This window comes from Tsukamurella sputi (genome assembly GCF_007858445.1).
In the GTDB taxonomy this organism is placed as follows: Bacteria; Actinomycetota; Actinomycetes; order Mycobacteriales; family Mycobacteriaceae; genus Tsukamurella; species Tsukamurella sputi.
The window spans coordinates 20,843-43,693 of record NZ_VIGV01000008.1 but is presented as its reverse complement, the minus strand read 5'-3'; the positions used below and the strand labels follow the sequence as shown (position 1 = coordinate 43,693).

Annotated in this window: 27 protein-coding genes; 12 read left to right on the top strand and 15 right to left on the bottom strand. The window is 70.8% G+C overall.

All coding sequences use genetic code 11. The features are described from left to right. Nucleotides 1–103: 103 nt before the first annotated feature. Nucleotides 104–655 (top strand): 3-hydroxy-9,10-secoandrosta-1,3,5(10)-triene-9,17-dione monooxygenase reductase subunit, encoded by a 552-nt coding sequence (gene hsaB / locus FK268_RS18925; protein ID WP_146436899.1) that lies wholly within the window; start codon nt 104–106, stop codon nt 653–655. A 26-nt stretch (nt 656–681) separates the two neighbouring features. On the opposite strand, the gene FK268_RS18920 is transcribed toward hsaB, so the two are convergent. Together FK268_RS18920 and FK268_RS18915 are read right to left on the bottom strand one after the other, a co-directional pair. Then, a complete protein-coding gene (locus FK268_RS18920; protein ID WP_231707158.1) occupies nt 682–987 on the bottom strand; it encodes a hypothetical protein in 306 nt (101 codons plus the stop codon). 62 nt (nt 988–1,049) lie between these two features. Continuing rightward, nucleotides 1,050–1,385, bottom strand: a complete 336-nt coding sequence (locus FK268_RS18915) for an antibiotic biosynthesis monooxygenase family protein (protein ID WP_146436896.1) — start codon at nt 1,383–1,385, stop codon at nt 1,050–1,052. Nucleotides 1,386–1,438: 53 nt separating this feature from the next. Between FK268_RS18915 and FK268_RS18910 the strand changes: the two genes are divergently transcribed. Both FK268_RS18910 and FK268_RS18905 read left to right on the top strand, forming a co-directional pair. Continuing rightward, nucleotides 1,439–2,197 carry an alpha/beta fold hydrolase gene (locus tag FK268_RS18910; protein ID WP_231707157.1) on the top strand — a complete coding sequence of 253 codons (759 nt, stop codon included), beginning with the start codon at nt 1,439–1,441 and terminating at the stop codon, nt 2,195–2,197. Between the two features lie 21 nt (nt 2,198–2,218). Further along, entirely contained in the window at nt 2,219–2,980 is a 762-nt protein-coding gene (locus FK268_RS18905) for a DNA-formamidopyrimidine glycosylase family protein (RefSeq protein WP_146436893.1), read from the top strand. 1 nt (nt 2,981) lies between these two features. Here the strand turns inward: FK268_RS18905 and FK268_RS18900 are convergent, their stop codons facing one another. The 4 genes from FK268_RS18900 to FK268_RS18885 are packed head-to-tail and all read right to left on the bottom strand — an operon-like array spanning nt 2,982 to nt 6,470. After that, nucleotides 2,982–3,686, bottom strand: coding sequence for a DsbA family oxidoreductase (locus tag FK268_RS18900; protein WP_146436891.1), 705 nt, complete (start codon nt 3,684–3,686; stop codon nt 2,982–2,984). A 37-nt stretch (nt 3,687–3,723) separates the two neighbouring features. Then, on the bottom strand, nt 3,724–4,563 hold the full coding sequence (locus FK268_RS18895) for an SDR family NAD(P)-dependent oxidoreductase (protein ID WP_146436890.1): 840 nt from the start codon (nt 4,561–4,563) through the stop codon (nt 3,724–3,726). A 10-nt stretch (nt 4,564–4,573) separates the two neighbouring features. After that, nucleotides 4,574–5,503: an oxygenase MpaB family protein gene (locus tag FK268_RS18890; protein ID WP_146436888.1), complete on the bottom strand. Its 930-nt coding sequence runs from the start codon at nt 5,501–5,503 to the stop codon at nt 4,574–4,576. 46 nt (nt 5,504–5,549) lie between these two features. Then, nucleotides 5,550–6,470: an iron-sulfur binding domain-containing protein gene (locus FK268_RS18885; RefSeq protein WP_146436886.1), complete on the bottom strand. Its 921-nt coding sequence runs from the start codon at nt 6,468–6,470 to the stop codon at nt 5,550–5,552. Between the two features lie 9 nt (nt 6,471–6,479). Between FK268_RS18885 and FK268_RS18880 the strand changes: the two genes are divergently transcribed. Together FK268_RS18880 and FK268_RS18875 are read left to right on the top strand one after the other, a co-directional pair. After that, nucleotides 6,480–7,133 carry a carbonic anhydrase gene (locus FK268_RS18880; RefSeq protein WP_146436885.1) on the top strand — a complete coding sequence of 218 codons (654 nt, stop codon included), beginning with the start codon at nt 6,480–6,482 and terminating at the stop codon, nt 7,131–7,133. A gap of 69 nt (nt 7,134–7,202) precedes the next feature. Further along, nucleotides 7,203–7,994 carry a BsuPI-related putative proteinase inhibitor gene (locus FK268_RS18875; protein WP_146436883.1) on the top strand — a complete coding sequence of 264 codons (792 nt, stop codon included), beginning with the start codon at nt 7,203–7,205 and terminating at the stop codon, nt 7,992–7,994. Between the two features lie 55 nt (nt 7,995–8,049). Here the strand turns inward: FK268_RS18875 and FK268_RS18870 are convergent, their stop codons facing one another. Then, entirely contained in the window at nt 8,050–8,952 is a 903-nt protein-coding gene (locus tag FK268_RS18870) for a LysR family transcriptional regulator (protein WP_231707163.1), read from the bottom strand. Between the two features lie 227 nt (nt 8,953–9,179). On the opposite strand from FK268_RS18870, the gene FK268_RS18865 reads away from it, so the two are divergent. Then, nucleotides 9,180–10,457, top strand: coding sequence for an MFS transporter (locus FK268_RS18865; protein ID WP_146436880.1), 1,278 nt, complete (start codon nt 9,180–9,182; stop codon nt 10,455–10,457). 9 nt (nt 10,458–10,466) lie between these two features. On the opposite strand, the gene disA is transcribed toward FK268_RS18865, so the two are convergent. Genes disA through FK268_RS18850 form a run of 3 tightly spaced genes read right to left on the bottom strand, consistent with a single transcriptional unit; the run spans nt 10,467 to nt 13,560 of the window. Further along, nucleotides 10,467–11,540, bottom strand: a complete 1,074-nt coding sequence (gene disA, locus FK268_RS18860) for a DNA integrity scanning diadenylate cyclase DisA (RefSeq protein ID WP_146436879.1) — start codon at nt 11,538–11,540, stop codon at nt 10,467–10,469. Nucleotides 11,541–11,556: 16 nt separating this feature from the next. Further along, complete coding sequence (gene radA, locus FK268_RS18855; protein ID WP_146436877.1) at nt 11,557–12,954, bottom strand: DNA repair protein RadA; 1,398 nt, start codon at nt 12,952–12,954, stop codon at nt 11,557–11,559. A gap of 15 nt (nt 12,955–12,969) precedes the next feature. Beyond that, nucleotides 12,970–13,560, bottom strand: a complete 591-nt coding sequence (locus FK268_RS18850) for a copper chaperone PCu(A)C domain-containing protein (protein WP_146436876.1) — start codon at nt 13,558–13,560, stop codon at nt 12,970–12,972. A gap of 293 nt (nt 13,561–13,853) precedes the next feature. On the opposite strand from FK268_RS18850, the gene FK268_RS18845 reads away from it, so the two are divergent. From FK268_RS18845 to ispF, 3 genes are read left to right on the top strand one after another with little or no spacing between them, the layout of a single operon-like run. Then, complete coding sequence (locus FK268_RS18845) at nt 13,854–14,342, top strand: CarD family transcriptional regulator (RefSeq protein ID WP_146436875.1); 489 nt, start codon at nt 13,854–13,856, stop codon at nt 14,340–14,342. Continuing rightward, on the top strand, nt 14,339–15,001 hold the full coding sequence (gene ispD, locus FK268_RS18840) for a 2-C-methyl-D-erythritol 4-phosphate cytidylyltransferase (protein WP_146436874.1): 663 nt from the start codon (nt 14,339–14,341) through the stop codon (nt 14,999–15,001). The genes FK268_RS18845 and ispD overlap by 4 nt, the downstream gene beginning before the upstream one ends. Beyond that, nucleotides 14,998–15,471, top strand: a complete 474-nt coding sequence (ispF, locus tag FK268_RS18835; RefSeq protein ID WP_146436873.1) for a 2-C-methyl-D-erythritol 2,4-cyclodiphosphate synthase — start codon at nt 14,998–15,000, stop codon at nt 15,469–15,471. The genes ispD and ispF overlap by 4 nt, the downstream gene beginning before the upstream one ends. Here ispF and rarD read toward each other — a convergent pair. Beyond that, entirely contained in the window at nt 15,456–16,379 is a 924-nt protein-coding gene (gene rarD / locus FK268_RS18830; RefSeq protein WP_231707155.1) for an EamA family transporter RarD, read from the bottom strand. The two genes, ispF and rarD, sit on opposite strands and share 16 nt — an antisense overlap. Nucleotides 16,380–16,464: 85 nt before the next feature. On the opposite strand from rarD, the gene cysS reads away from it, so the two are divergent. The 3 genes from cysS to FK268_RS18815 are packed head-to-tail and all read left to right on the top strand — an operon-like array spanning nt 16,465 to nt 19,440. Continuing rightward, nucleotides 16,465–17,865, top strand: coding sequence for a cysteine--tRNA ligase (gene cysS, locus FK268_RS18825; RefSeq protein WP_146436872.1), 1,401 nt, complete (start codon nt 16,465–16,467; stop codon nt 17,863–17,865). Further along, nucleotides 17,865–18,833, top strand: a complete 969-nt coding sequence (gene rlmB / locus FK268_RS18820; protein WP_146436871.1) for a 23S rRNA (guanosine(2251)-2'-O)-methyltransferase RlmB — start codon at nt 17,865–17,867, stop codon at nt 18,831–18,833. Before cysS ends, rlmB begins: the two co-directional genes overlap by 1 nt. 25 nt (nt 18,834–18,858) lie before the next feature. Next, on the top strand, nt 18,859–19,440 hold the full coding sequence (locus FK268_RS18815; protein ID WP_146436870.1) for a TetR/AcrR family transcriptional regulator: 582 nt from the start codon (nt 18,859–18,861) through the stop codon (nt 19,438–19,440). 6 nt (nt 19,441–19,446) lie between these two features. Here the strand turns inward: FK268_RS18815 and FK268_RS18810 are convergent, their stop codons facing one another. The 4 genes from FK268_RS18810 to FK268_RS18795 are packed head-to-tail and all read right to left on the bottom strand — an operon-like array spanning nt 19,447 to nt 22,743. Then, on the bottom strand, nt 19,447–20,202 hold the full coding sequence (locus tag FK268_RS18810; protein ID WP_146436869.1) for a LamB/YcsF family protein: 756 nt from the start codon (nt 20,200–20,202) through the stop codon (nt 19,447–19,449). Beyond that, the gene (locus FK268_RS18805) at nt 20,199–21,098 is read right to left on the bottom strand and encodes a metal ABC transporter permease (RefSeq protein ID WP_146436867.1); all 900 of its coding nucleotides are present in this window, start codon (nt 21,096–21,098) and stop codon (nt 20,199–20,201) included. The genes FK268_RS18810 and FK268_RS18805 overlap by 4 nt, the downstream gene beginning before the upstream one ends. Beyond that, nucleotides 21,098–21,850, bottom strand: a complete 753-nt coding sequence (locus FK268_RS18800; RefSeq protein WP_438696004.1) for a metal ABC transporter ATP-binding protein — start codon at nt 21,848–21,850, stop codon at nt 21,098–21,100. Before FK268_RS18800 ends, FK268_RS18805 begins: the two co-directional genes overlap by 1 nt. Continuing rightward, on the bottom strand, nt 21,847–22,743 hold the full coding sequence (locus FK268_RS18795) for a metal ABC transporter solute-binding protein, Zn/Mn family (RefSeq protein ID WP_231707154.1): 897 nt from the start codon (nt 22,741–22,743) through the stop codon (nt 21,847–21,849). The genes FK268_RS18800 and FK268_RS18795 overlap by 4 nt, the downstream gene beginning before the upstream one ends. Nucleotides 22,744–22,851 lie beyond the last annotated feature (108 nt).

Here is a 22,851-nt window from a genome sequence, read left to right as displayed (position 1 = left end):
CGCGCGCCGTCGGCCGTGCGCAGGCTCGGTGGGCGCGTCCGGCAGGGGTGCCGGACGGTGGTCGGCCGCGTACCGTCGGCGATGGCGGGAGTAGGTTGGCAGCATGACCGAGGCCGGATTCGACCAGCGCACGTTCCGACATGTGATGGGGCAGTTCTGCACCGGCGTCACGATCATCGCCACGTCGGATGCGCAGGAGAAGCCCGTCGGCTTCGCGTGCCAGTCCTTCGCCGCGTTGTCGTTGGATCCGCCGCTCGTGCTGTTCTGCCCGATGAAGACCTCCCGCACGTGGAAGCACATCGAGGCGTCGGGGAAGTTCGCCGTCTCCGTGCTGGGGCAGGAGCAGGAGTCGGTGAGCGCCGCCTTCGGGCGCTCGGTGGACGACAAGTTCGACGGTCTGCGGTGGACCCCGTCGCCGCTCGGCAACCCGACGATCGACGGCTCGCTGACGTGGATGGACTGCACCCTCGAGAACGTGCTCGACGGGGGCGATCACCACATCGCGATCGGCCGGGTGCACCACCTGGGCGACGTCGACGATGCGAAGCCGCTGCTGTTCTACCGCGGCGCCTACCTGTCGACGAACCACCCGCAGCAGCACCCCGCGTCGAGCCTCGAATCGTTCCTCACCTGGGACTCCGGCGCCTGGCTCTGACGGCTCCGGGCCTGAGCTGTACGGCCCTACTGTCCGTAGGTATACCGCAGGTCGGCGAAGACGAGCGTGCTGACCCGTCGCGCGATGTGACGGGTGTAGTCGGGACCGGGAAGGGGCTCCGCAGCGAGCAGAGTCCACTGCAGGTCCGTGCCGCCTCCTCCCGGCGCGAGGGTGAAGACGACGCGTAGATCGGGGCGGTCCGACCACAGCGAGGACCACTCCACCCGCGACGGTGTCTCCACCGCGAGCACAGTCGGGGCGACCTCGTCGTCCGCCAGGCGCAGCCAGTGCCGGACGGCGCGCGGAGCCGGTGTGGCGAGGTCCTGGCACACGACGTGCGGCGGCGCCGGCAGGTTGCGGCGCCGCGACGCGATCTCGTGCGAGTCCTGCGGAACTACTGCGCGGCCTTCGCAGCGACGTCGAGGACGACCTCGAACTCGAGCAGGTCGGCGCCGCTGGCGACCGGCTTGCGCCCTTCGCCGCCGTTGGGATCGCGCTGTCCCGCATGCGCCTCACGCGCCGGGCCGTCGCGCCAGGTGGCGAAGGCCTCCTCGGACTCCCACTGCGTGACCACGAAGTAGCGGTCGTCGCCCTTCACCGGGCGCAGGAGCTGGAAGCCGAGGAAGCCGGGCGAGTTCTCCACGGCGTGCGCGCGCTGCGCGAACCGCTTCTCGAGCTCCGGGCCCGCGCCCTCGGGGACGTGGATGGCGTTGATCTTCACTACCGACATGACCCGACGATACCGTCGCCCGACCGGGTAGGTTGGGCCGCGTGGATGAGTGTGTGGGCCTGAGAGATTGGGGCGGCCGCGACGGGGCGGCTCCGATCGTCCTGCTGCACGGGCTGATGGGCCGTGGCCGCACGTGGCGCCGGCAGATCCCGTGGCTGCGCCGCTACGGCCGGGTCTTCACCTTCGACGCCGAGTTCCACCGCGGCGCGGGCTTTCCCGTGCCGCCCGACGACATCTCCACCGAGCGCTTCGTCGCCGACGTCGCCGAGATCCTGACCTACATCGACCAGGGGCCGGCCGTCCTGATCGGCCATTCCATGGGTGGCCTGCACGCCTGGTGCGCCGCCGCCGACTATCCCGAACTGGTGCGCGCACTCGTGGTCGAGGACATGTCCCCCGAGTTCACCGGGCAGTCCACCGACACCTGGGCACCGTGGTTCGCCAGCTGGCCGGAACGTTTCGCCGACCAAGCGGAGTGCGAGGCGCTGTTCGGTCCGATCGCCGGGCGGTACTTCTACGAGGCCTTCGACGACGGCGCCCTGCACGGCGAGCTCGACGTCTTCCGCGCCATCGCCGATCACTGGGGCCCGCGCGACCACTGGGCGCAGTGGCGCTCCGTCGGCGTGCCCACCCTCCTCATCGAGGCAGAGTTCACCGTGGTGCCCACCGGCGTGGGCGAGCGGATGGTGCGCTCCTACACGGGTCCCGACTTGCGGTACCTCAAGGTCGACGGTGCCGGCCACCTCGTCCACGACGACGCTCCCGGGGTGTACCGCGGCGCCGTCGAGGCCTTCCTCTCCGGACTGGACTGACGGTGCCCGAGGGGGGACACCGTGCACAACCTGGCGAATCGGCTCAGGCCGGTTCTCGCCGGAAAGATCCTGACCGCCTGCGACATCCGGGTCCCGCGGTACGCCACCGTCGACCTGACCGGCCGCGAGGTCGAATCGGTGACCGCCCGCGGCAAGCACCTGCTCGTCGGAGTAGGCGGCGCAGTGATCCACAGCCACCTCAAGATGGAGGGCGAGTGGCACGTCTACCGCCCTGGCGAGCGCTGGCGCAGGCCCGGGCACACGGCCCGCGCGGTGCTCGGCGTCGACGGTGCACAGGTGGTGGGGTTCTCGCTGGGCACGCTCGAGATCCTCACGCCCGCCGAGGCCGACGGTGCCCTCGCCCACCTGGGGCCCGACCCGCTCGGCCAGGACTGGGACGCGGACCGCGCCGCGGCGAACCTCGCGGCCGAGCCAGACCGCTCCGTCGGCCTGGCGCTGCTGGACCAGCGAGTGCTGGCCGGGGTGGGCAACGTCTACCGCAACGAGCTCTGCTTCCTGCGCGGCGTCCATCCCGCGACGCCGGTCGGGGAGTGCGGCGACCCGCGAGCATGGGTCGACGAGGCCGAGCGGCTGCTGCGCGCGAACCTCGGCCGGACGCGCAGGGTGACGACGGGCGTCGACCGGGACGGCCTGCGGGTGTTCGTCTACGGCCGCGCGCGGCGCTCCTGCCTTCGGTGTGGCACGGTGGTCGCCGCCGGAACCCTCGGCGGCGCCGAGGAGTACGACCGCGCGATCTGGTGGTGCCCCCGCTGCCAGGGGTGACTCAGCGCTCGGGGAGCTCGCAGCCGTCGGGGCCGCAGGATTCGGCATCGTCGGCACCGAGCACCGTGAGCGGCTGCTCGCCCCGGGCCTTGGTCAGTGCCTCGGTGAAGACCTCGGGCGGCTGCGCGCCGGAGACGGCGTACTTGCCGTCGAAGACGAAGAACGGGACGCCGCCGATGCCGATCCGCTGCGCGGCCTCCTCGTCGGCGCGGACAGCATTCGCGTAGGCGGACGGATCGTCGAGCACCGCGCGGGCCGCGGCACCGTCGAACCCCGCCGACTCGGCGATCGCGACGAGCCGGTCGCGGCTGCCGAACGCCGGCGCGGCCTCGGCGAAGTTCGCCGCGTAGAGCGCATCGAGCAGAGCCTCCTGGCGGCCGAGTTCGAGGGCCCAGTGCAGTAGGCGGTGCATGTCGAAGCTGTTGCCGCTGTCGCGTCCCTCGACCTGGTAGGGCAGGCCGAGCTGCTGCGCCTGCGCGCCGAGGCCGCGCTCATTGGCGGCGGCCTGCGCCTCGCTGATGCCGTACTTCGCCGCGATCCGCGGCACCACCGGCTCCGAATCGCCGGCCGTGGGATCCAGCTCGAACGAACGGTGGATCACCTCGACCTCATCGCGCTGCGGGAACGCGGCCAGCGCCTCCTCGAAACGGGCCTTCCCGATGTAGCAGAAGGGGCAGTTGATATCGGTCCAGACGTCCACGCGCATGGTGGGTGCAACGCGCGCGGACGTCCGGCGATTCCCCTCAGAGCGGGTAGGTGACGCCTGTCAGCTTCTCGGAGACGGCCCACAGCTCGGCCCACTTCGCCCGATCCTTCGAGACCGCGGTGGTGGAGCACTTGCCCACCGGGCCGCGGGACTGGAAGAGCTGCGTCGGGCCCCACCACGGGTGCGGATCGAGGTCGCGCTCGGTGGCCGCGAGGACGAGCGAGCGCGCGGCCTGCTCCGGCGGGTTGTTCAACAGCGCGACCGCGGGCTTCATGACGAGGTCGAGCGGCGTATCCGTGCGCGCGAACAGGCCGGTGGCGGAGACGCCCGGATGCACGTAGTACGCCTTCTTCGCAGAACCCGCCGCCTCGAACCGGCGCTGCAACTCGCGCGCGAACATCATGTTCGCGAGCTTGCTCTGCCCGTACGCCTCGGTCCGCAGGTACTTGCGGTTCTCGTAGTTCGGGTCGTCCATGCGCCAGCGGTAGTTCTGCCGGTGCGCGACCGACGAGACCGCGACCACGCGGTCCGTCAGCCGGTCCAGCAGCAGGCCGGTCAGTGCGAAGTGCCCCAGGTGGTTCACGCCGAACTGCATCTCGAAACCCTGCTTCGTGCGGCGCAGCGGGATGTTCATCAGGCCCGCGTTGTTGACGAGCACGTCGACCTCGCCCGTGCGGTCGGCGAACGCCCGCACCGAATCCAGGTCGGCGAGGTCCAGCTGGTCGACGGTCACGTCGCCGTCGATCCCGTCGGCGATGCGCTGTGCGCCCGCTACGTCGCGGCACGCCATCACGACACGGCCGCCGGTGGCGGCGAGGCGGCGCGTCACGACCTCGCCGAGGCCGCCGTTCGCGCCGGTCACTACATAGGTGGTCATGCGGCCCAGCCTACGAGGCCGTGACGGACCGCGCCCCGCGGCCGTACCGCTCGCGGGCCTCCGCGGGCGTGACGACGCCCGCGGGCTCGTCGGTCTGCGCGAAGTGGCGACGCAGGATGCCGCCCGTCGTCGGCGCGACGAGGCCGCCCAGCCGGACGGTGCCTGCGGCGTGCTGCGCCGTCGCGGCGCGCACCGCCAGGCGCACCGCGAGCGGGTAGGCCGCGTCGAACAGGCCGGGCTGGTCGAAGCCGCCCATCTCACGCATCCACGCCGGCAGGGTCGCGACGGTGGCCGGTGCGATGAGCGAGCTGCCCAGACGCAGCTTCAGGCCCCGGTCGCGGGTGCGGAGCAGGTAGTGCATGCCGGTGCGGGCCCGTTCGGTGAGCGCGAGCGTCGGCCGGACGCGGTCGAAGTAGTCGCGGACCTCGTCGCGTGAGGCGGGGACATCCGCCGGATCGCAGGTCTGCAGCTCGGCGGCGGCGACGCAGTCGCGCCAGTACTGCGCTTCCTCGGCGGGGGAGAGCGGCCCGGGACCGAACATCTCGTAGCACTTGAGCACCGAGTGCCATCCCGTGACGTGGATCCACAGCTGCGAGGCGGGATTGTTGGCGCTGTACCGCTTGCCGGTGACGGGCTCGATGCCGGTGGCCTTGCGGTGCACGTCCATCAGGTGCTCGGACGCCTGGATCGCGGTGCGCGAATCCGCCGTGGCGACGAGCAGGAAGTAGGCCAGCGTCCGGTCGAGCCGGCCGAAGGGATCGGTGTAGATCCCCGCTGAATCCGCGACCGCGGCGGTGAGATCGGGGTCGAAGTGTTCCAGCACCACGGAGCGCTGGAATCCGATGAGGGCGGTGGGCGAGGCCCACACCTTCCACGTGGGCGAGCCGAAACCGAAGAATCCCTGGTCCGTGACGCGCAGAGGGCCATCTGAGAGCATCATGGCCCGAATCTATCACCAATTCCTACATCTGTGAATAAAAACTTCGTCAGGCCTCGCCCGCCAGCGCGAACCGGCCGTCGTTCGTCTGCTCGATCAGGCCGTCGACCAGCAGGGAATCCAGCGCGCGGTCCCGCTGCGCCGGATCGCGCTCCCACGCCAGGTCGAGCGCGGCGCGGGAGACGGCACCGTCGGAACCGCGGAGGACGTCGAGGAGGCGGCCCCGCGCCTGCCGGTCCGTGCCCTCGTACTTCTGCACCTTCTTCGGCGCCACTGTGCCCGACGGAGCGCCGGCCGCCAGCCACGCGCAGTCGGCATGGATCGGGCACTCGCCGCATCGCGGCGACCGCGCCGTGCAGACCAGCGCGCCGAGTTCCATCAGGCCCGCGGACAGGCGCGTACGACGGCCTGCGGGAACGGTACTCAGGGCCGAGACGGCCGCCGCCAGATCGCGTTTCGCCGACGGTGCCGCCGCGTCGGACTCCCCGTCCGCCGCGCGGGCCAGGACTCGTCGCACGTTGATGTCGACGACGGGCACGTCCTGCCCGAAGGCGAAGCAGGCCACCGCCCGCGCCGTGTAGTCGCCCACCCCGGGCAGCGACAGGAGTTCGTCCACGTCCGACGGGACGACACCGTCGAACCGCTCGACGAGAGCCTGCGCGCAGGCGTGCAGCCGCATCGCCCGGCGCGGATAGCCGAGCTTGCCCCAGGCGCGCACGGCGTCGGCACCGGTCGCCGCGGCGAGATCCGCCGGGGTCGGCCAGCGCTCCATCCACGCGCGCCAGACCGGCTCCACCCGGACCACCGGCGTCTGCTGCAGCATCACCTCGCTGACCAGGATCGCCCACGCGCCGACGTCCGGCGCGCGCCACGGGAGATCGCGCTCCGCGGCGTCGAACCAGGCGAGGACCGGTGTGAAATCCGGGACGGAATCGCCGCTGGTGTCTCGCGTCGCATGCACGACGTGCATTATGGACCCATGCCCACTTCGACTCCCCCCGGCGCCTGGCGCGCCCTCCGTGACGGTAACCGGCGCTTCGTCGAAGGCGCACCGGCGCACCCGAATCAGGGTGCCAGCCGCGTCGCGGAACTGACGGCCGGTCAGCAGCCGACCGCGGTGCTCTTCGGCTGCGGCGACTCCCGCGTCGCCGCCGAGGTGATCTTCGACCAGGGCCTCGGCGACATGTTCGTGGTCCGCACCGCCGGCCACATCATCGACGCGGCCGTCCTCGGCTCGATCGAGTACGCCATCGAGGTGCTCAAGGTGCCTCTGATCGCGATCCTCGGTCACGACAGCTGCGGCGCCGTCGCCGCCACCGTGAACTCGATCGACACCGGCACCATGCCGCCCGGCTACATCCGCGACATCGTCGAGCGGCTCACCCCGTCGGTCCTCGCGGGCCGCCGAGAGGGGCTCACGGACGTCAACGACATCACCGCGCAGCACGTCATGGAGACCAGCTGGCTCCTGATCGAGCGCTCGCGGATCATCGCCAAGGGCGTCGAGGAGGGCCGCGTCGCGATCGTCGGCCTGACCTACGAGCTGGCCGAGGGCAAGGTGCATCTGCGCGGTTCCGTGGGCGACATCGGCGAGGCCGCCACGTCGCCCTTCCAGGCCGTCCGTCCGGAGTGATCCGTACCGATTCGTGACACGCCGCCGCAGGTCAGCGGCGTGAGGCCGGGGAAACGCTACCGTTGAAGCGTGCTTGAGCCCCATGGACCCCTGCCGCCCGAGATCTACTGGCGCCGACGCGTGCTCGCCGCCGGCCTGGCGCTGTTCGCGGTGCTCGTCGTGGTGCTCCTGATCGTCTTCGTCGGCGGCGGTAAGGACTCGTCGCAGAACGCCGCCGCGACCTCGTCGAGCGCGTCCGCCACCACGACCGACCTGCCCCCGTCGCAGGCCGGAGGGACCGATCCCTCCGCCGCCAACAACGGCGGAGCCAGTGGCGGTGCGGGCGGTTCGGGTGCGCCGCAGTCGGGTGCGGCCGCGTCCGGCTCGGCATCGGCCTCCGCCAGTTCCTCCGGCGGCGGCGTCCCGACCCCGGGTGCGGTCGTCGCCGGCGGCCCCTGCCCCGATGCGAACGTCTCCGTCGTCGTCGGTGCGGACAAGGCCACGTACACCCTCGGCGAGCAGCCGGTCTTCGAGGCGACGGTGACCAACGCCGGCTCGGTGCCGTGCTCGCGCGACATCGGAACCGGCCAGCAGCAGCTGATCGTGCTCACCCTCGACGGCTCCAAGCAGCTGTGGTCGAACTTCGACTGCACCTTCCAGCCCGAGATCAAGAACGAGGTGCTGCAGCCCGGCCAGCAGCTGCGCTACAAGCTGCAGTGGGCCGGCACCACCTCGGCGCCCGGCTGCCAGGCGCAGCGCGTCCCCGTCGCGCCCGGCGCGTACCAGATCGTCGCGCAGCTCGGCGCGAAGCGCAGCGCCCCGGTGACCTTCAACATCGTGCGCGCGGCACCCCCGCCCGCGACGGGCACCGGGGAGAACTGATTCCGAGAGAGGAACCCCGTCGGAGAACACGAGTGGTACAGATGCTCACCGGCCCTCACCGGGGAGCGAGTTCGGCGATGATCCGGTGAAGTGCTGCGAATTCAGGGCGATAGCTCAGATCCGCCCGAGTGATCAGTTCGATCGGCCACTCAGGTAGCTGATCCGCGGCCAGGTGATGCACGGCGACGCCGAGAGTAGCGACGAGACTGCTCGCGGGCACCAGCGCGACCGCGTCAAGACAGACGGCCATTCTCTGGATGACGTCCCAGTCGTTGCTACGCGCGACGGCGTGCGGTGCGAAACCTACTGCCGAGCAATGGGCGGCGATGATCTCGTGGCAGTAGGTACCCGCTTCGGGGAGAACCCAGCAGGCCTTGCTCCAATCTGAGAGGCTGCTCTGAGGCGAGGGCACGGTGGGAGCGCTCACGGGTATGAAGGTGTCGTTGTAGAGCGGAATCCTGTGCAGGTTCGCCGGCAGCTCGCGGGGAATTCGAACTGACACAGCGACATCGAGCGCGTTGTCCATCAGGCGTTCGCAGGCCTCGTCCGGGGCGACTTCGACCAGTTCGAGATCGAGGCCCGTGGTTGCGCGAATCCGAGCTACCGCCGGACTGAGCCACGCGCGGTACGCGGATGTGAGGGCACCCACGCGGAACGTCGTCTTCACGCCCCTGGCATCGGTTTCGCACTTGGCCAAGGATCGCAGGCCATGAGTCCAGCGTGCGACAACCTCGTCGCCCAGCGCGACGAGTGCTCGTCCTCTGCGGGGCAGGCGCACAGTCCGGCCGTGTCGCTCGACGACGTCGAATCCACAATTGACGGCGAGGGTTTGCAGCTGCTGGGATACCGCTGACGGGGTGAGATACAGTTCCGCAGCCGCTGCGCTGACGGACCCGTGGTCGGCCACCGCGCGAAGCGCCTGCAGGTGGCTGACGTTCAAAGCGCTGCCGGCGTGCATGGCCGCCACCCCCTTATTCGACCTGAGGCTGGATCGGATTTCCAGGAAACCTACCGATCATAACGACTCGATTCGGATCGCACTGGATCGCAACGTCCGCTACCTGCGGGTTTCCTGACATCGACAGAAACCTTCAAGGCTTGCTGTCGTATCTTGCTGTACACCACTAAACCCGCAAATACTCAGCGCATGGCACATGGCACCGGTGGCTCCCTGTCGAGAGAAACATGAAGCAGTACCGGACCCTCCTGTGCCGCCGAGGAGTTCTCGCGTGGTCGCTCGTCCGCCTCGCCACTCGGTTTCCCGCAGCGGCCGCACCGATCATGTTCGTCATGCTCACGCGCACCGAACTGGGGCACTACAGCACGGGCGCGTGGATGGCAGCCGCCTGCGTTCTCACCGAGTGCATAGCCGCGCCGGTTCTCGGTGCCCGAGCCGATCGGTATCCCGTCGCCACAGATGCGCGCATCTCGCTAGCGGTATCTGCCGCGGCGCTCGTCGCGCTGTCAGTTGGAATCGATTCTTTGCCATCATTCGTGCTCATCGCGCTCGCCGGTCTGACAGGCGGCGCCATCTCCGGCCTGATCGGCAGCCTGCGCGTCCTACTCACCCGGATGCTCGCGGAGGACGAGATCCATGTCGGACTGAGCTGGGACTCAGTGATCACCAACCTCACGTTCGCCGTGTCGCCACTGCTCGTCACCACGCTCGCACTGTCCATCGACGGACGCGTCCCCCTACTCCTCTCCGCAGTCGGCTGCGTGTTCGCCCTGATCTGGCTCGGTCGCGTCCCCGGGATCTCGGAGGCCCCGGCGACCGGCGTTGCCGACGAACTCGTCGCCGACACGAGTAGGCATCGCCGGCAGGTCGTCATGAGCGTATGGCCGATCTACCTCACCAGTGCTGCCGCCATGTTCCTGTCGGGGTCGATCGAGGTATCGGCGTCCCCACTGTTCGAGCAGAGCGGATACGACATCCAATGGGCCGGCGTGGCCCTCAGCGGGTTCTCCATCGCCGCGGTCGTAGGTGGTCTCGCCTACGGCGTCAAGAAATGGTCGGGCGCGTACCGACTTCAGTGCCTGGTCTTCTTGCTGCTGACCTGTGTGTTCACCGCCGGCGTCACACTCACCGACGGACCATTCGGGATCGCCGGGATCCTTGTTCCGTTCGCCGCCGCAGGCTTCATGCAATCGTGCCTGGTAACGGCACGAAACCTCTCGCTCCACGAATCCCTGCCCGAAAGATATCTGTCGCTTGGGAACTCCCTCCTGTACTCCGCCAGCTGCGTCGGTTTCGGACTCAGCTCTGCAGCTGCCGGGTGGTTCGCCGACCGATCCGCAACCGTCGACTACATCCTGATTTCCTGTGGCCTCACCGCGGTTCTGGCGATCGTCAGCGCGCTCGCCGAGGCGCGACGTACAGGCATCAGGAGGAGTGGGTCGCAGGTGTCGGCAGATGCGGATGGGCGTGACGGCCTCCTCGACCCGGGAACAGTCTCTGACTGATCGGGTAGCTCAGAACCGCTCGACCGAGGCCTCGGCGAGGCGGGAGAGGCCCTCGCGGGCCTGCCGCGCACCGTCGGACCCGATGCCCGGGACGGCCTGCAGATCCGCAGCGGAGGCGGCGAGCAGCGTCTGCAGGGAGCCGAAGGCGGCGACCAGCGCCTCCACCTGCGACGTGCGCAGGCGCGGCACCGAGCCGAGCAGGCGGTAGCCGCGCGGGGAGACGGGCTCGTCCTGTGCCTCGACGGTGCCCGAGAAGCCCAGGGCGGCAGCGATCGTGGTCGCCGCGAGGAGTTCGGCGTCGCTGAGCGCGTCGATCCGGGCGACCGCGGCGGGCACCGAGTCGACGTCGCTCAGGTAGTCGCGGAGAACCGGCTCGCGCAGCGAGATCGAGTCGCCCAGCAGGTCCTCGAGCTGCAGCGCGATCTGCCGGCCCGACGTGCCGAGCTCCAGCACGTGCTGCTCGATCTCGACGGCCAGCCGGCGCACCAGCTCCAGCCGCTGCACCACGTGCGCGACCTCGCGGACCGTCACCACGTCCTCGATCTCCGCGCGGGAGAGCTGCGAGAGCACCTCGTCGAGCCGGTGGGCGTAGCGCTCCAGCGTCGCGATCGCGAGGTTGGCGCGAGAGAGGATGGGCGCCGCGTCGTCGACGAGATGCCGCACCCCGCCGACGTAGGCGTGGACGATGGCCATCGACGCGCTCACCGAGATCACCGGATAGCCGGTCTGGATCGCCGCGCGCTCGGCCGAGCGGTGCCGCGTACCGGACTCCTGGGTGGGGATCGCAGGATCGGGCACGAGCTGCACGTTCGCCCGCACGATCCGCGTGCCGTCGGTGGAGAGCACCACGGCGCCGTCCATCTTCGCGAGCTCGCGCAGGCGCGTGGGCGCGAACTCCACGTCGAGGTGGAAGCCGCCGTCGCAGATCTTCTCGACCGCCTCGTCGTAGCCGAGCACGATGAGGGCGCCGGTGCGCCCGCGGAGGATCCGCTCGATCCCGTCGCGCAGGCCGGTACCGGGAGCCACCCGGACCACGGTGTCGCGCAGTGGCGCGTTCCCGACGAACGCGTCTTCGAGGTTCATAGCGGTAGGTTAGCGCTCACTTCTTCCGGGTGGGCGCGAGGGAGCCCAGACGCAGGGCGTCGGCGAGAGTGGCCGCCTCGCCGATGTGGATGCCGTCGACCTTCACCTTCTGTCCGTCGGGCGAGGGCGGGACGATGGCGTGGGTGAAGCCGAGGCGGGCCGCCTCCGCGAGCCGCCGCTCGAGTCCGGTCACGCGCCGCACTTCGCCGGCCAGGCCCACCTCGCCCAGCACGACGGTGTTCGGGCGCAGCGCCTTCTCGACCGCGCCGGACGCCACGGCCAGCGCCAGCGCCAGATCCGCAGCGGGCTCGGTGATCTTCATCCCGCCGACCGTCGCCGCGTAGACGTCCTTCTGCGCCAGGTTCTCGACGCCTCCGTGCTTGCTCAGCACGGCCAGGATCATCGCCACGCGCGCCGAGTCCAGGCCCGAGACGGCCCGTCGGGGCGCGGGCAGGGGAGTGGGCGTCACGAGGGCCTGGAGTTCGCCGAGCATGGGCCGCTTGCCGTCCAGCCCGACGGTGACCGCGGTGCCGGCCGCGGCCTGGTCGCGGTGGTGCAGGAACAGGCCCGACGGGTCCGTGACCTCGACGATGCCGGACTCGCGCTGCTCGAAGCAGCCCACCTCGTCGGAGGCGCCGAACCGGTTCTTGATGCCACGCACCATGCGCAGCGTGGAGTGCTTGTCGCCCTCGAAGCTGAGCACCACGTCGACGAGGTGCTCCAGGGAGCGGGGCCCCGCGACGGCGCCGTCCTTGGTGACATGACCGACGAGGACCACGGCGATGCCGGTGGCCTTGGCGAGTGAGGTGAGGGTGGTGGTGATGGCCCGGACCTGCGTGACGCCGCCGTGCACCCCGTCGACGCCCGACGCCGAGAGCGTCTGCACCGAGTCGACCACCATCAGGGTCGGCGACACCTGATCGACGTGGCCGAGCACCGTCCCGAGATCGGATTCGGCGGCGAGGTAGAGCTGATCGGAGAGGGCGCCGGTGCGCTCGGCCCGCAGCCGGACCTGGCCCGCGGACTCCTCGCCCGTGACGTACAGGGACTTCCCGCGTCCCGTCGTGGCCCAGCGGTGCACGACCTCGAGCAGCAGCGTGGACTTGCCGACGCCCGGCTCGCCGGCCAGCAGGATCACCGAACCGGGGACGATGCCGCCGCCCAGCACCCGATCGAGCTCGCCGATGCCCACGGGCAGCGCGCGCGTCGAGTTCGGGTCGATCCTCGTGATCGGGACCGCGGGGGTCTTCGGGAGCGTCAGCCCGACGTTCGCGGCCGCACCGGAGCCGGCTGCGCGGACCGGCGCGCCCTCCTCCATCGTGGACCACGCGCCGCACGACGGGCAGCGGCCGACCCACTTGGCCACGGTGTGGCCGCACTCGGTGCAGGTGTACTGCACCTTGGCTCGTGCCATGAAGAGCCGAAAGGCCTAGTGGCCGCCGGTGCCCTCACCGGCACCGTGCTCGCCGCCCGTGACGGTGATGCCCGCGGCGGAGGCCGGCGAAGCGCCGGCGTCGATCGGGACGTCGATGGGGAGCGAGCCGGCCTTCTCGAGGTGGAACCAGAGCTTGTTCGTCAGGCCCGGGCGCCAGGAGGCGTCGACCGGCACCGAGACGGTGAGGCGGGTGACGCCGGAGGCCTTGGTGTCGCTGCCCGCGGGCGCGGTGCCGTACAGCGAGCCGTTGGGCGTGAGGGTGGTGTCGCCGCTGATCGTGGCGAAGCGGCCCTTCTCGTCCGAGATGGCCTTGAGCCTGTCGCCCTGGTGGGCGTTGAGGTTGGTCACCACGAAGGCGAGCTTGCCCTGGCTGCCGGACACCGGGGCCAGCACGTGCACGTCGGTGAGCGTGATCTTCTGATCGACGAAGGTCTGGTTGGCGCCGTTGATCGCGGCCACCTGATTGGCGGTCTGCGAGATCTGGCCCGCGCCGCAGGCGGACACCGAGAGCAGGGCGCCGGCGGCGAGCAGGGCGCCCGCGACGGTGGTGGCGGTGCGGCGGGTCGAGACGGTGCGTGCGGACACGGTTCCTCCAGTTTCCTCCCCGTGCGCGGCGACACCCGCGTGCGGACGGTGCTGAGTATGTCACCACGCAGCGTAGTAGAAGGCGGGCCGGCCCGTGCCGCCGGGCGTCAACTACTGCGCGACGCCGTGTCGTCTACTACGCGACATCGTGGAGACCGCCGATCGCCAGAACCTGGGGAGAACAGCCAGGGCTTCGTTTGTCAAGCTGTGGACGAGTCCTGACCTGCGACGTTGCCGAGCAGCCCGATTCGGCCCCGTGTTATCCTGGTCATATCGAAAGGGGCAAGGATCAGATGATTTTCAAGGTCGGAGACACCGTTGTCTACCCCCATCACGGTGCCGCACTGATCGAAGCTATCGAGATCAAGACCATCGGTGGCCGTGAGCGCGAGTACCTCGTCCTCAAGGTCGCACAGGGTGATCTGACGGTCAAGGTTCCCGCTGAGAACGCCGAGGTCGTGGGCGTTCGTGACGTGGTCGGCCAGGAGGGCCTGGACAAGGTCTTCCAGGTGCTGCGCGCGCCGCACACCGAGGAGCCCACGAACTGGTCGCGCCGGTACAAGGCGAACCTCGAGAAGCTCGCATCGGGCGATGTGAACAAGGTGGCCGAGGTCGTCCGCGACCTGTGGCGTCGGGAGCAGGACCGCGGCCTGTCGGCGGGCGAGAAGCGCATGCTGACGAAGGCCCGCCAGATCCTCGTGGGTGAGCTCGCGCTGGCCGAGTCCACCAACGATCAGAAGGCCGAGTCGATGCTCGACGAGGTGCTGGCGGCGGCGTCCTGACCGTCGTCGCGCTGGTCCCCGCCGCCGGGCAGGGGACGCGCCTGGGGCTGAACATCCCCAAGGCCTTCGTGACTCTGAAGGACCGTTCGCTGCTCGAAAGGGCAGTGGACGGTCTTTTCACGTCCGGGGCCGTCGACGAGGTCGTCGTCATGGTGCCGGCGGACATGATCGAGCGCGCTCGCGAGCTCGTCCCGCGGGCCCGCGTCGTCGTGGGCGGCGCCGAGCGCACGGATTCGGTGCGGGCCGGCCTCGCCGCTGCGCCCGGCCACGACCACGTCCTGGTGCACGACGCCGCGCGGCCGCTGACGCCGGCGCCGATGATCGTGCGGGTCGTCGACGCCCTGCGGGCCGGGGCGTCGGCCGTGATCCCCGTCCTGCCCGTCGCCGACACCGTCAAGCGCGTCGACGCCGACGGTGCCGTGCTCGCCACCGTCGACCGGGCGGACCTGCGCGCCGTGCAGACGCCGCAGGGTTTCACCGCCGAGGCACTGCACGCGGCCTACGCCGCCGCCCCCGGCGCTCTCGCCACCGACGACGCCGGGCTCGTGGAACGGGCCGGCGGCACCGTCGCCACCGTTGCCGGCGATCCGCTCGCCATGAAGATCACCACCGCCTTCGACCTGCGCATCGCGCAGGTCCTCGTCGAGGAGTCAGCATGATCGTCCCCCGCGTCGGCATCGGGACCGACGTCCATCCCTTCGAGGCCGGACGCCCCTGCTGGATGCTCGGCCTGCAGTTCGACGGTGACGGCTGCTCCGGCCACTCCGACGGTGACGTCGCGGTGCACGCCCTGTGCGACGCGCTGCTCTCGGCCGGCGGCCTCGGCGATCTGGGCACCGTTTTCGGTGTGGGCCGCTCGGACAACGTCGGCATCACGGGGGCCGAGATGCTCACCCACGTGCGCGGGCTGCTCGACGATGCGGGCTTCACCGTCGGGAACGCGGCGGTGCAACTGATCGGCAACCGGCCCAAGGTCGGGCCGCGCAGGGCCGAGGCGCAGGACGTGTTGAGCGCGCTGCTCGGTGCCCCGGTCTCCGTGTCCGCCACCACGACCGACGGTCTGGGACTGACCGGCCGCGGCGAGGGCGTGGCCGCGATGGCCACGGCGCTGGTCTACGCGGCGAGCTGACCCGCGCGGGCCCGACGCAGTGCCCGCACACTGTCGAGCGTGAGCAGGATCAGCGCGATCCAGACGATGCCGAAGCCGATCCACCGGGCCGTGGAGACGTGCTCGCCGAGGAACAGTACGGCGCACAGCAGCTGCATGATCGGCGTCGCGAACTGGATGAGTCCGACGGTCACCAGGGGGATGCGGCGCGCGGCCGCGGCGAACAGGAGCAGTGGGACGGCCGTAGCGACGCCCGCCAGCGCGAGCAGCGTCGTATGCACGGCGCCGTGGCGGCCGAAGTCGAGTCCGCCGCCCCAGACAGCGATCAGGCCGAGCGCGATCGCCGCGAGCGGCGCGAGGATCGCGGTCTCCAGCGTGAAGCCGTGCAGCGCGCTCAGGTGCGCTCCCACTTTGTTCTTGACCAGGCCGTACAGGCCGAAGGAGAAGGCGAGGGCCAGCGAGGTCCAGGGGAACCGGCCGCCCGCGATGGTGAGGAAGACACCGGCGAACACCCCGACCCCGACGGCGGCCCATTGCAGCGGCCGCAGTTTCTCGCCCAGCACGACGACCCCGAGCGCGACCGTCACCAGCGGATTGAGGAAGTAGCCGAGCGCGGCGTCGGAGGTGTGACCCGACGTGACGGCGGCGATGTAGACCACCCAGTTGGTCGCGATGAGGAGTGCCGCGATCGTGACACCTGCGAGCAGCCGGTACTGCCCGCGCAGATCGCGCAGCCAGCGGAAGTCGCGTAGCACCGCGAGGACCACCACGCACAGCAGCAGGCTCCACAGGATGCGGTGGGCGAGGATCTCCCACGGCCCGGTGGGCTTGAGCGCGTCGAAGTAGAGCGGGAACAGGCCCCAGAGCAGGTACGCGGCGATGCCCATCGCAGTGCCGCGGCTGACCTCGGAGACGTGGCGTTCAGGCACCCGATGATCCTACTTTTCCCGGCGCTGAGGGCGAAGCGGGTTGACCTGCGAAGTGCTCGCACCGCGACCCGTAGAATCAGTCGTCGTGACGCTGCGCCTTTACGACTCCCTGACCCGCGAGGTCCGTGACTTCGTGCCCCTCGTGGACGGCAAGGCGGGCATCTATCTCTGTGGCGCGACGGTGCAGGGCGTCCCGCACATCGGGCACATCCGCAGCGGCGTGGCCTTCGACGTGCTGCGGCGCTGGCTCCTCGCGAAGGGTCTCGACGTGGCCTTCGTGCGCAACGTGACGGATATCGACGACAAGATCCTGCGCAAGGCCGCCGAGGCGGGCCGTCCCTGGTGGGAGTGGGCCGCGACCCACGAGCGCGAGTTCACCCGCGCCTACGACGCGCTGGGGGTGCTGCCCCCGTCGGCGGAGCCGCGCGCGACCGGCTTCATCACCCAGATGGTCACGTACATGGAGCGGATGATCGAGCGCGGCCACGCCTACGCGGCGGCCGGCGACGTCTACTTCTCCGTGCGCTCCCTGCCGACCTACGGCGAGCTCAGCCGCCAGAAGGTCGACGACGTGCAGCAGGGCGAGACCCTGGCCGAGGGCAAGCGGGATCCGCTGGACTTCACGCTGTGGAAGGCGGCGAAGCCGGGCGAGCCGAGCTGGCCGTCGCCGTGGGGCGACGGCCGCCCGGGCTGGCACCTGGAGTGCTCCGCGATGGCGACGAGCTACCTCGGTGCGCAGTTCGACATCCACTGCGGCGGTATGGATCTCGTCTTCCCGCATCACGAGAACGAGATCGCCCAGGCGCACGGCGCGGGCGACGCCTTCGCGAACTACTGGCTGCACAACGGCTGGGTCACCATGTCGGGCGAGAAGATGAGCAAGTCCCTCGGCAACGTGGTCTCGATCCCGAACCTGCTCACCCAGGTCCGCGCGGTGGAACTGCGGTACTACCTCGGCTCGGCGCACTACCGCTCGATGCAGGAGTACTCGGCGGGAGCGCTGCAGGAGGCGGTCACGGCGTACGGCCGGATCGAGGCGTTCGTGCAGCGCACCGTCGAACGGGCGGGGGAGGTGCGGCTCGGGGAGTGGACTGAGGGCTTCGCCGCTGCGCTGGACGACGATCTCGGCGTACCGTCGGCGTTGGCGGAGGTGCACGGTGCCGTGCGCGCCGGGAACGCGGCGCTCGAGTCGGGCGATCTCGACGAGGCGCGGCGCCTGGCGGGCGCGGTGCGCGCCATGACGGCGATCCTCGGCGTCGATCCGCTGGACCCGCACTGGGTCACGGAGAACGCCGGCGACGGTCAGGCCATGGACGCCCTCGGCGTGCTGGTGCAGGCCGAGCTCGAGCGGCGCGCGGCCGCGCGGGCGGAGAAGAACTGGGCGGAGGCCGACGCCTCGCGCGATCGGCTGCAGGCCGCGGGCATCGAGGTCACCGACGGTGCCGACGGTTCCGCATGGACACTCAAGAAGAAGGCGGGCAACTGATGGCAGGCAATTCGCAGCGCCGCGGCGCTGTCCGCAAGGCGGGCACCAAGAAGGGGCAGGTCCAGGGCTCGGGCGGCGTCCGTCGGCGCGGCCTGGAGGGGCGCGGTGCGACTCCGGCCGCGAAGGACCGCCCGTACCACCCCGCGCACAAGAAGGCACGGGCCGCGGCGAAGGCGGCCGCGAATCCGCAGCGTCGCCCGACGAAGATCGCCGGCCGCCCCGCCGACGACGGGCCCGAGTACGTCCTCGGCCGCAATCCGGTCGTCGAGTGCCTGCGGGCGGGCGTCCCCGCGACGGCCCTCTACGTGGCGCTCGGCGCGCAGAACGACGAGCGGCTCACCGAATCGGTGCAGATCGCGGCCGACAAGGGCATCGCGATCCTCGAGGTGCAGCGCGGCGAGCTGGACCGGATGAGCGACAACGGGCTGCACCAGGGCATCGCCCTGCAGATCCCGCCGTACCAGTACGCGCACCCCGAGGATCTCCTCGCCCGCGCGCAGGACCGCGGCGAGGCGCCGCTCATCGTCGCTCTCGACAACATCACCGATCCCCGCAACCTCGGCGCGGTGATCCGCTCGACGGCCGCGTTCGGTGGTCACGGCGTGGTCATCCCGGGTCGACGGTCCGCCGCGGTCACCGCCGTCACCTGGCGCACGTCGGCGGGTGCGGCGGCACGCCTGCCGGTCGCGCAGGCGCCGAACCTCAACCGCACGCTGGCCGATTACGCGGCCGCGGGCCTGCAGGTCGTGGGCCTGGACGCGGGCGGCGACGTGACGTTGGACGACTACCGCGCCGACACCGGCGTGGTCGTGGTCGTCGGGTCCGAGGGCAAGGGACTGTCGCGGCTGGTCCGCGAGAACTGCGACTCGATCCTGTCGATCCCGATCGCCTCGTCGGTGGAGTCGCTCAACGCGTCGGTCGCCGCGGGCGTCGTCCTGGCGGAGTTCGCGCGACAGCGCCGTCAGTAAAGGTCGTCTGCGTTACTCTGAACCGATGACCTCCCTCGAGGAACGGCAGGAGAATCGGCGCCGGCAGATGCTCGACGTCGGTATCGCGCTCCTCGGTGGTCCGGAGGCGGGCGCTCTGGGGGTGCGGGCCGTCTGTCGTTCGACGGGGATCACGGAGCGCTACTTCTACGAGGCCTTCGGCACTCGGGACGGCTTCGCGCAGGCGGTCTTCGATGATGTCAGCGATCGTGCGCAGGAGGCCCTGGTGGGTGCCGTCCGCGGTGCCGCGGACCCCGTCGAGATGTCGACGGCCGCGGTGGCCGCGTTCGTGGAGCTCGTCATCGACCACCCTGATACGGGCCGCGTTCTGCTGCTCGCTCCCTACCGCGAGGCGGCGCTGTCCGAACGCGGCCTGGGCCGCATGCCGGACTTCTTCGCCGTCGTCGCCGGCGCCCTCCCGAGCCAGGTCGACGAGACCACGCGCCGGCTCGTCTCGATCGGCCTGGTCGGTGCGCTGACCTCGCTGTTCACCGAACATCTCTCGGGTCGGCTCGACGTGACGCGCGAGGAGCTGGTGGACCATTGCGTCCGCCTGGTCGCGACCGCGCCCACCCGGTTCACGGATTAGCGGCCGTCAGGCGAACCGCGCGATCGTGACGCCGGCACCGTCGAGCACGGTGCGCAACCGTCGCGCCACTGCGACGGCGGCGGGGTTGTCGCCGTGCACGCACACCGATTCCGGTGCGAGCCGCACCTCGGTGGCGTCGATCGCCTCGACGGTGCCGTCGCCGACCATGCGCAGCACCCGCGCGGCGATCTCGTCGGGATCGTGCAGCACCGAGCCCGCGCGCGAGCGGGGGACGAGCGCACCGTCGGGCAGGTAGGCGCGGTCGGCGAAGGCCTCGCGTACCACCCGCAGCCCGCGCTCGGCGGCGAGGCGGAGGAACGCCGAGCCGGGGAGGCCGAGAACCGGCAGGTCCGGCGCGGCGGCGAGCACGCCCTCCACGACGGCCTCGGCCTGCGCGGAATCGGTGACGATCCGGTTGTAGAGAGCGCCGTGCGGCTTCACGTAGTCGACGGTGCCGCCGACGCTCCGCGCGATCGCCTGCAGCGCGCCGATCTGGTAGATCACGTCGGCGGTGAGGTCCGCCGACGGCAGGTCGATCGAGCGCCGGCCGAAGCCGCGCAGGTCCGCGTACCCGACCTGCGCACCGATCGCGACACCGCGGGTCACGGCTGCCGCGCAGGTCTCGCGCAGCGTGGTCGGGTCGCCGGCGTGGAAGCCGCAGGCCACGTTCGCCGAGGTCACCACGTCGAGTAGCGCCGCATCGTCGCCGAGGCGCCAGGCGCCGTAGGACTCGCCGCAGTCCGCGTTGAGGTCGATTCTCACGACCTCGACGGTAGCGCGTGCCGGCAGTCGTGGGCCTCCTCGACCGGCGCGACGGTGCCGCGGCGCCCGCGCTGCCCGAGTAGGCGGCAGACCATGTAGATGAGGAACGAGATCGACGTGACGAAGACGGAGACCGGCAGTGCGGGGGCGAGCGAGAGGATGATGCCGCCCACGGCCGAGGTGAGCGCGAAGATCAGCGACAGCAACGTCGCCCTGCCGGGCGAGCTGGTCACCCGGGCGGCGGCGGCCGCGGGCGTGATCAGCAGCGACATCACCAGTAGCGCCCCGACGATCTGCACGCCCTGCGCGGCCGCGGCGCCCACGAGCATCGCGAAGACCACCGACAGCGTTTTCACGGGTACGCCGTGCGCGGCCGCGACGTCGGGATCGGTGGAGAGGAACAACAGCGGGCGGTAGATGAAGGCCAGGATCAGCAGCACCACGACGGTGGTGATCGCCATGAGCGTCACGCCGCTCATCCCGACGGCCACGATCTGTCCCGTGAGCAGCGCGAACGCAGTGCCCTGCCGCCCGTCGTGCAGCGCCAGGAAGAGCACCGACAGTCCGAGGCCGAAGGCCATGATGACGCCGATCACCGAGTCGCGTTCGCGGGCGTAGACGCCGAGCAGGCCGAAGAGCAGGCCCGCGACCAGCGCCCCGAGCAGCGCGCCCGAGCCCACGCTCCACCCCATGAGCAGGGCGAAGGCGGCGCCGGTGAGCGAGAGCTCGGAGGTGCCGTGCACGCTGAAGGCCATCTGCCGCGAGACGATGAGCGGCCCCATCACTCCGGCCAGTACACCGAGCAGCGCTGCGGCGAGCAGCGCCTGCTGCACGAAGGGCTGCTGCAGCAGCTCCCAGGTGAGGGAGAAGTTCGTCAGGTTCGCGAGCCGGTCCATCATTCGCCTCCCACCACGACGAGCCGGTCGCGGACGTGCAGCACGTCGACGGGGGTGCGGTACAGCCGGGTCAGCCGCTCCGAGGTCATGACCTCGGCGGTCGGTCCCACTTCGAACCGCCCGTCCACCAGGTAGAGCACGCGGTCGCAGTAGGGCAGCACGGGGTTGATCTCGTGCGTCACGAACAGCACGGCGGTGTCGTGCTCGCGGCGCCGGCGCTCGATCAGCGAGACGGCGAGCTGCTGGTTACCGGGGTCCAGGGAGAGCAGCGGCTCATCGCAGAGCAGGATCGTCGGGTCCGAGGCGAGGGCCTGGGCCACGCGCAGCCGCTGTTGTTCGCCGCCGGAGAGGGAGCCGATGGGGGCGTCGGCGAAGGCCTCCGCGTCGACCTGCTGCAGCGCGGCGTCGACGGCGGACCGTCGGGCACTGCGGTTGCGCAGGCCGAGGCCCCAGGCGGCCCCGTCGAAACCGAGACCCACGAGGTCGCGCCCGCGCAGGGGAACGGCACCGTCGAGCGCGCGCTGCTGCGGGATGTACCCGATCCGCCCGTTCACCTGCACGGTTCCCGCGGTGAGGTGGCTCTGGCCGAGCAGGATGCGCAGCAGCGAGGTCTTACCGGCGCCGTTGGGGCCGAGGACGGCGACGAACTCGCCCGGCGCGATGTCCAGGTCGAGCCCGTCCCAGAGGGTGCGGTCGCCGTAGCTCAGCCCGGCGTCCCGCAGGCGGATCACCGGGTCCGACAGTGCGCTCACGGGCGCGGCGCGAGCGCGTCGGACAGTGCCTTGACGTTGGCGGCCTGCCACGCGACGTAGTCGTCGACGCCCGCGGGCAGCGACTCGGTGACCTTCACGACGGGCACGCCGGCGGTCTCGGCCGTCTTCGCCAGCGCGGAGGTCACGGGGCTCTCGGTCTGCGCGTTGAGCACGACGGCGCGCACCTGCTTGCCGCTGACCAGTGCGTTCGCGGCGGCGATGTCGGCCGGTGCCGGATCGGTCCCCGACTCGATGGCCGCGGTGTAGCGGGCGGGTGCGATGTCACTGAGGCCTGCGAGCGACAGCAGGTAGCCGGCGACGGGCTCGGTGGCGGCGATCTTCGCGCCCGGGTTCGCGTGGCCGATGGCACGCGCCTGCGCGATCACGACGTCGAGCTTCGTCCCGAACTCCTTGGCCCGGTTCTCGTAGCCGTCGCGATGCGCGCCGTCCTTCTCCGACAGCGCCTTCGCGACCGCGGTCGCGACCTTCTGCATGGTGGGCAGGTCGTAGAAGACGTGCTCGTTCTCGCCCTTGGGTTCCTGCTGAGCGACGGCGTCGACCTTGGCCGCGGAGGCGCCGTCGGCGGCCTTCTCCATGTAGGCGTCGTAGTGGCCGCCGTTGTAGACGAGCACCGCGGCCTTCTTGACCTTGAGGGTGTCCTGCGCGGAGGGCTCGAACTCGTGCGGGTCGCCGGTGGGGTTCGTGAACAGTGCGGTCACGTCGGCGTCGGCGCCGGCGACGGCCTTCGCGATCGCGCCGTAGACGTCGGTGGACGCCACGACGGCGGGCCTGCCGTCACCCGAGTCCGACGACGACGGCCCGCACGCGGTGAGGGCGAGGGCCGCGACGGTGACGGCGCCGACGACCCGGGCGAGACGATGGGGGTGGCGCACGGGCGAACTCCTGACGACAGCAATGGGAATCGTTGTCATTTAGAGTAGCGGCGCCGTCGTGCCACTGTCGAATAGGTGAATGCGCATGTATCGGCGCATTCGGCCGTG

Coding starts and splice junctions, on each gene's coding strand:
- FK268_RS18895 (WP_146436890.1), bottom strand. CDS start 4,563: ATGACCACCTATGTAGTGACCGGCGCGAACGGCGGCCTCGGCGAGGTC.
- FK268_RS18865 (WP_146436880.1), top strand. CDS start 9,180: ATGAAGCAGTACCGGACCCTCCTGTGCCGCCGAGGAGTTCTCGCGTGG.
- ispF (WP_146436873.1), top strand. CDS start 14,998: ATGATCGTCCCCCGCGTCGGCATCGGGACCGACGTCCATCCCTTCGAG.
- FK268_RS18805 (WP_146436867.1), bottom strand. CDS start 21,098: ATGGACCGGCTCGCGAACCTGACGAACTTCTCCCTCACCTGGGAGCTG.
- FK268_RS18870 (WP_231707163.1), bottom strand. CDS start 8,952: ATGCACGCCGGCAGCGCTTTGAACGTCAGCCACCTGCAGGCGCTTCGC.
- FK268_RS18915 (WP_146436896.1), bottom strand. CDS start 1,385: ATGTCGGTAGTGAAGATCAACGCCATCCACGTCCCCGAGGGCGCGGGC.
- disA (WP_146436879.1), bottom strand. CDS start 11,540: ATGAACCTCGAAGACGCGTTCGTCGGGAACGCGCCACTGCGCGACACC.
- FK268_RS18845 (WP_146436875.1), top strand. CDS start 13,854: ATGATTTTCAAGGTCGGAGACACCGTTGTCTACCCCCATCACGGTGCC.
- FK268_RS18900 (WP_146436891.1), bottom strand. CDS start 3,686: ATGCGCGTGGACGTCTGGACCGATATCAACTGCCCCTTCTGCTACATC.
- FK268_RS18885 (WP_146436886.1), bottom strand. CDS start 6,470: ATGCACGTCGTGCATGCGACGCGAGACACCAGCGGCGATTCCGTCCCG.
- FK268_RS18815 (WP_146436870.1), top strand. CDS start 18,859: ATGACCTCCCTCGAGGAACGGCAGGAGAATCGGCGCCGGCAGATGCTC.
- rlmB (WP_146436871.1), top strand. CDS start 17,865: ATGGCAGGCAATTCGCAGCGCCGCGGCGCTGTCCGCAAGGCGGGCACC.
- FK268_RS18880 (WP_146436885.1), top strand. CDS start 6,480: ATGCCCACTTCGACTCCCCCCGGCGCCTGGCGCGCCCTCCGTGACGGT.
- radA (WP_146436877.1), bottom strand. CDS start 12,954: ATGGCACGAGCCAAGGTGCAGTACACCTGCACCGAGTGCGGCCACACC.
- hsaB (WP_146436899.1), top strand. CDS start 104: ATGACCGAGGCCGGATTCGACCAGCGCACGTTCCGACATGTGATGGGG.
- FK268_RS18890 (WP_146436888.1), bottom strand. CDS start 5,503: ATGATGCTCTCAGATGGCCCTCTGCGCGTCACGGACCAGGGATTCTTC.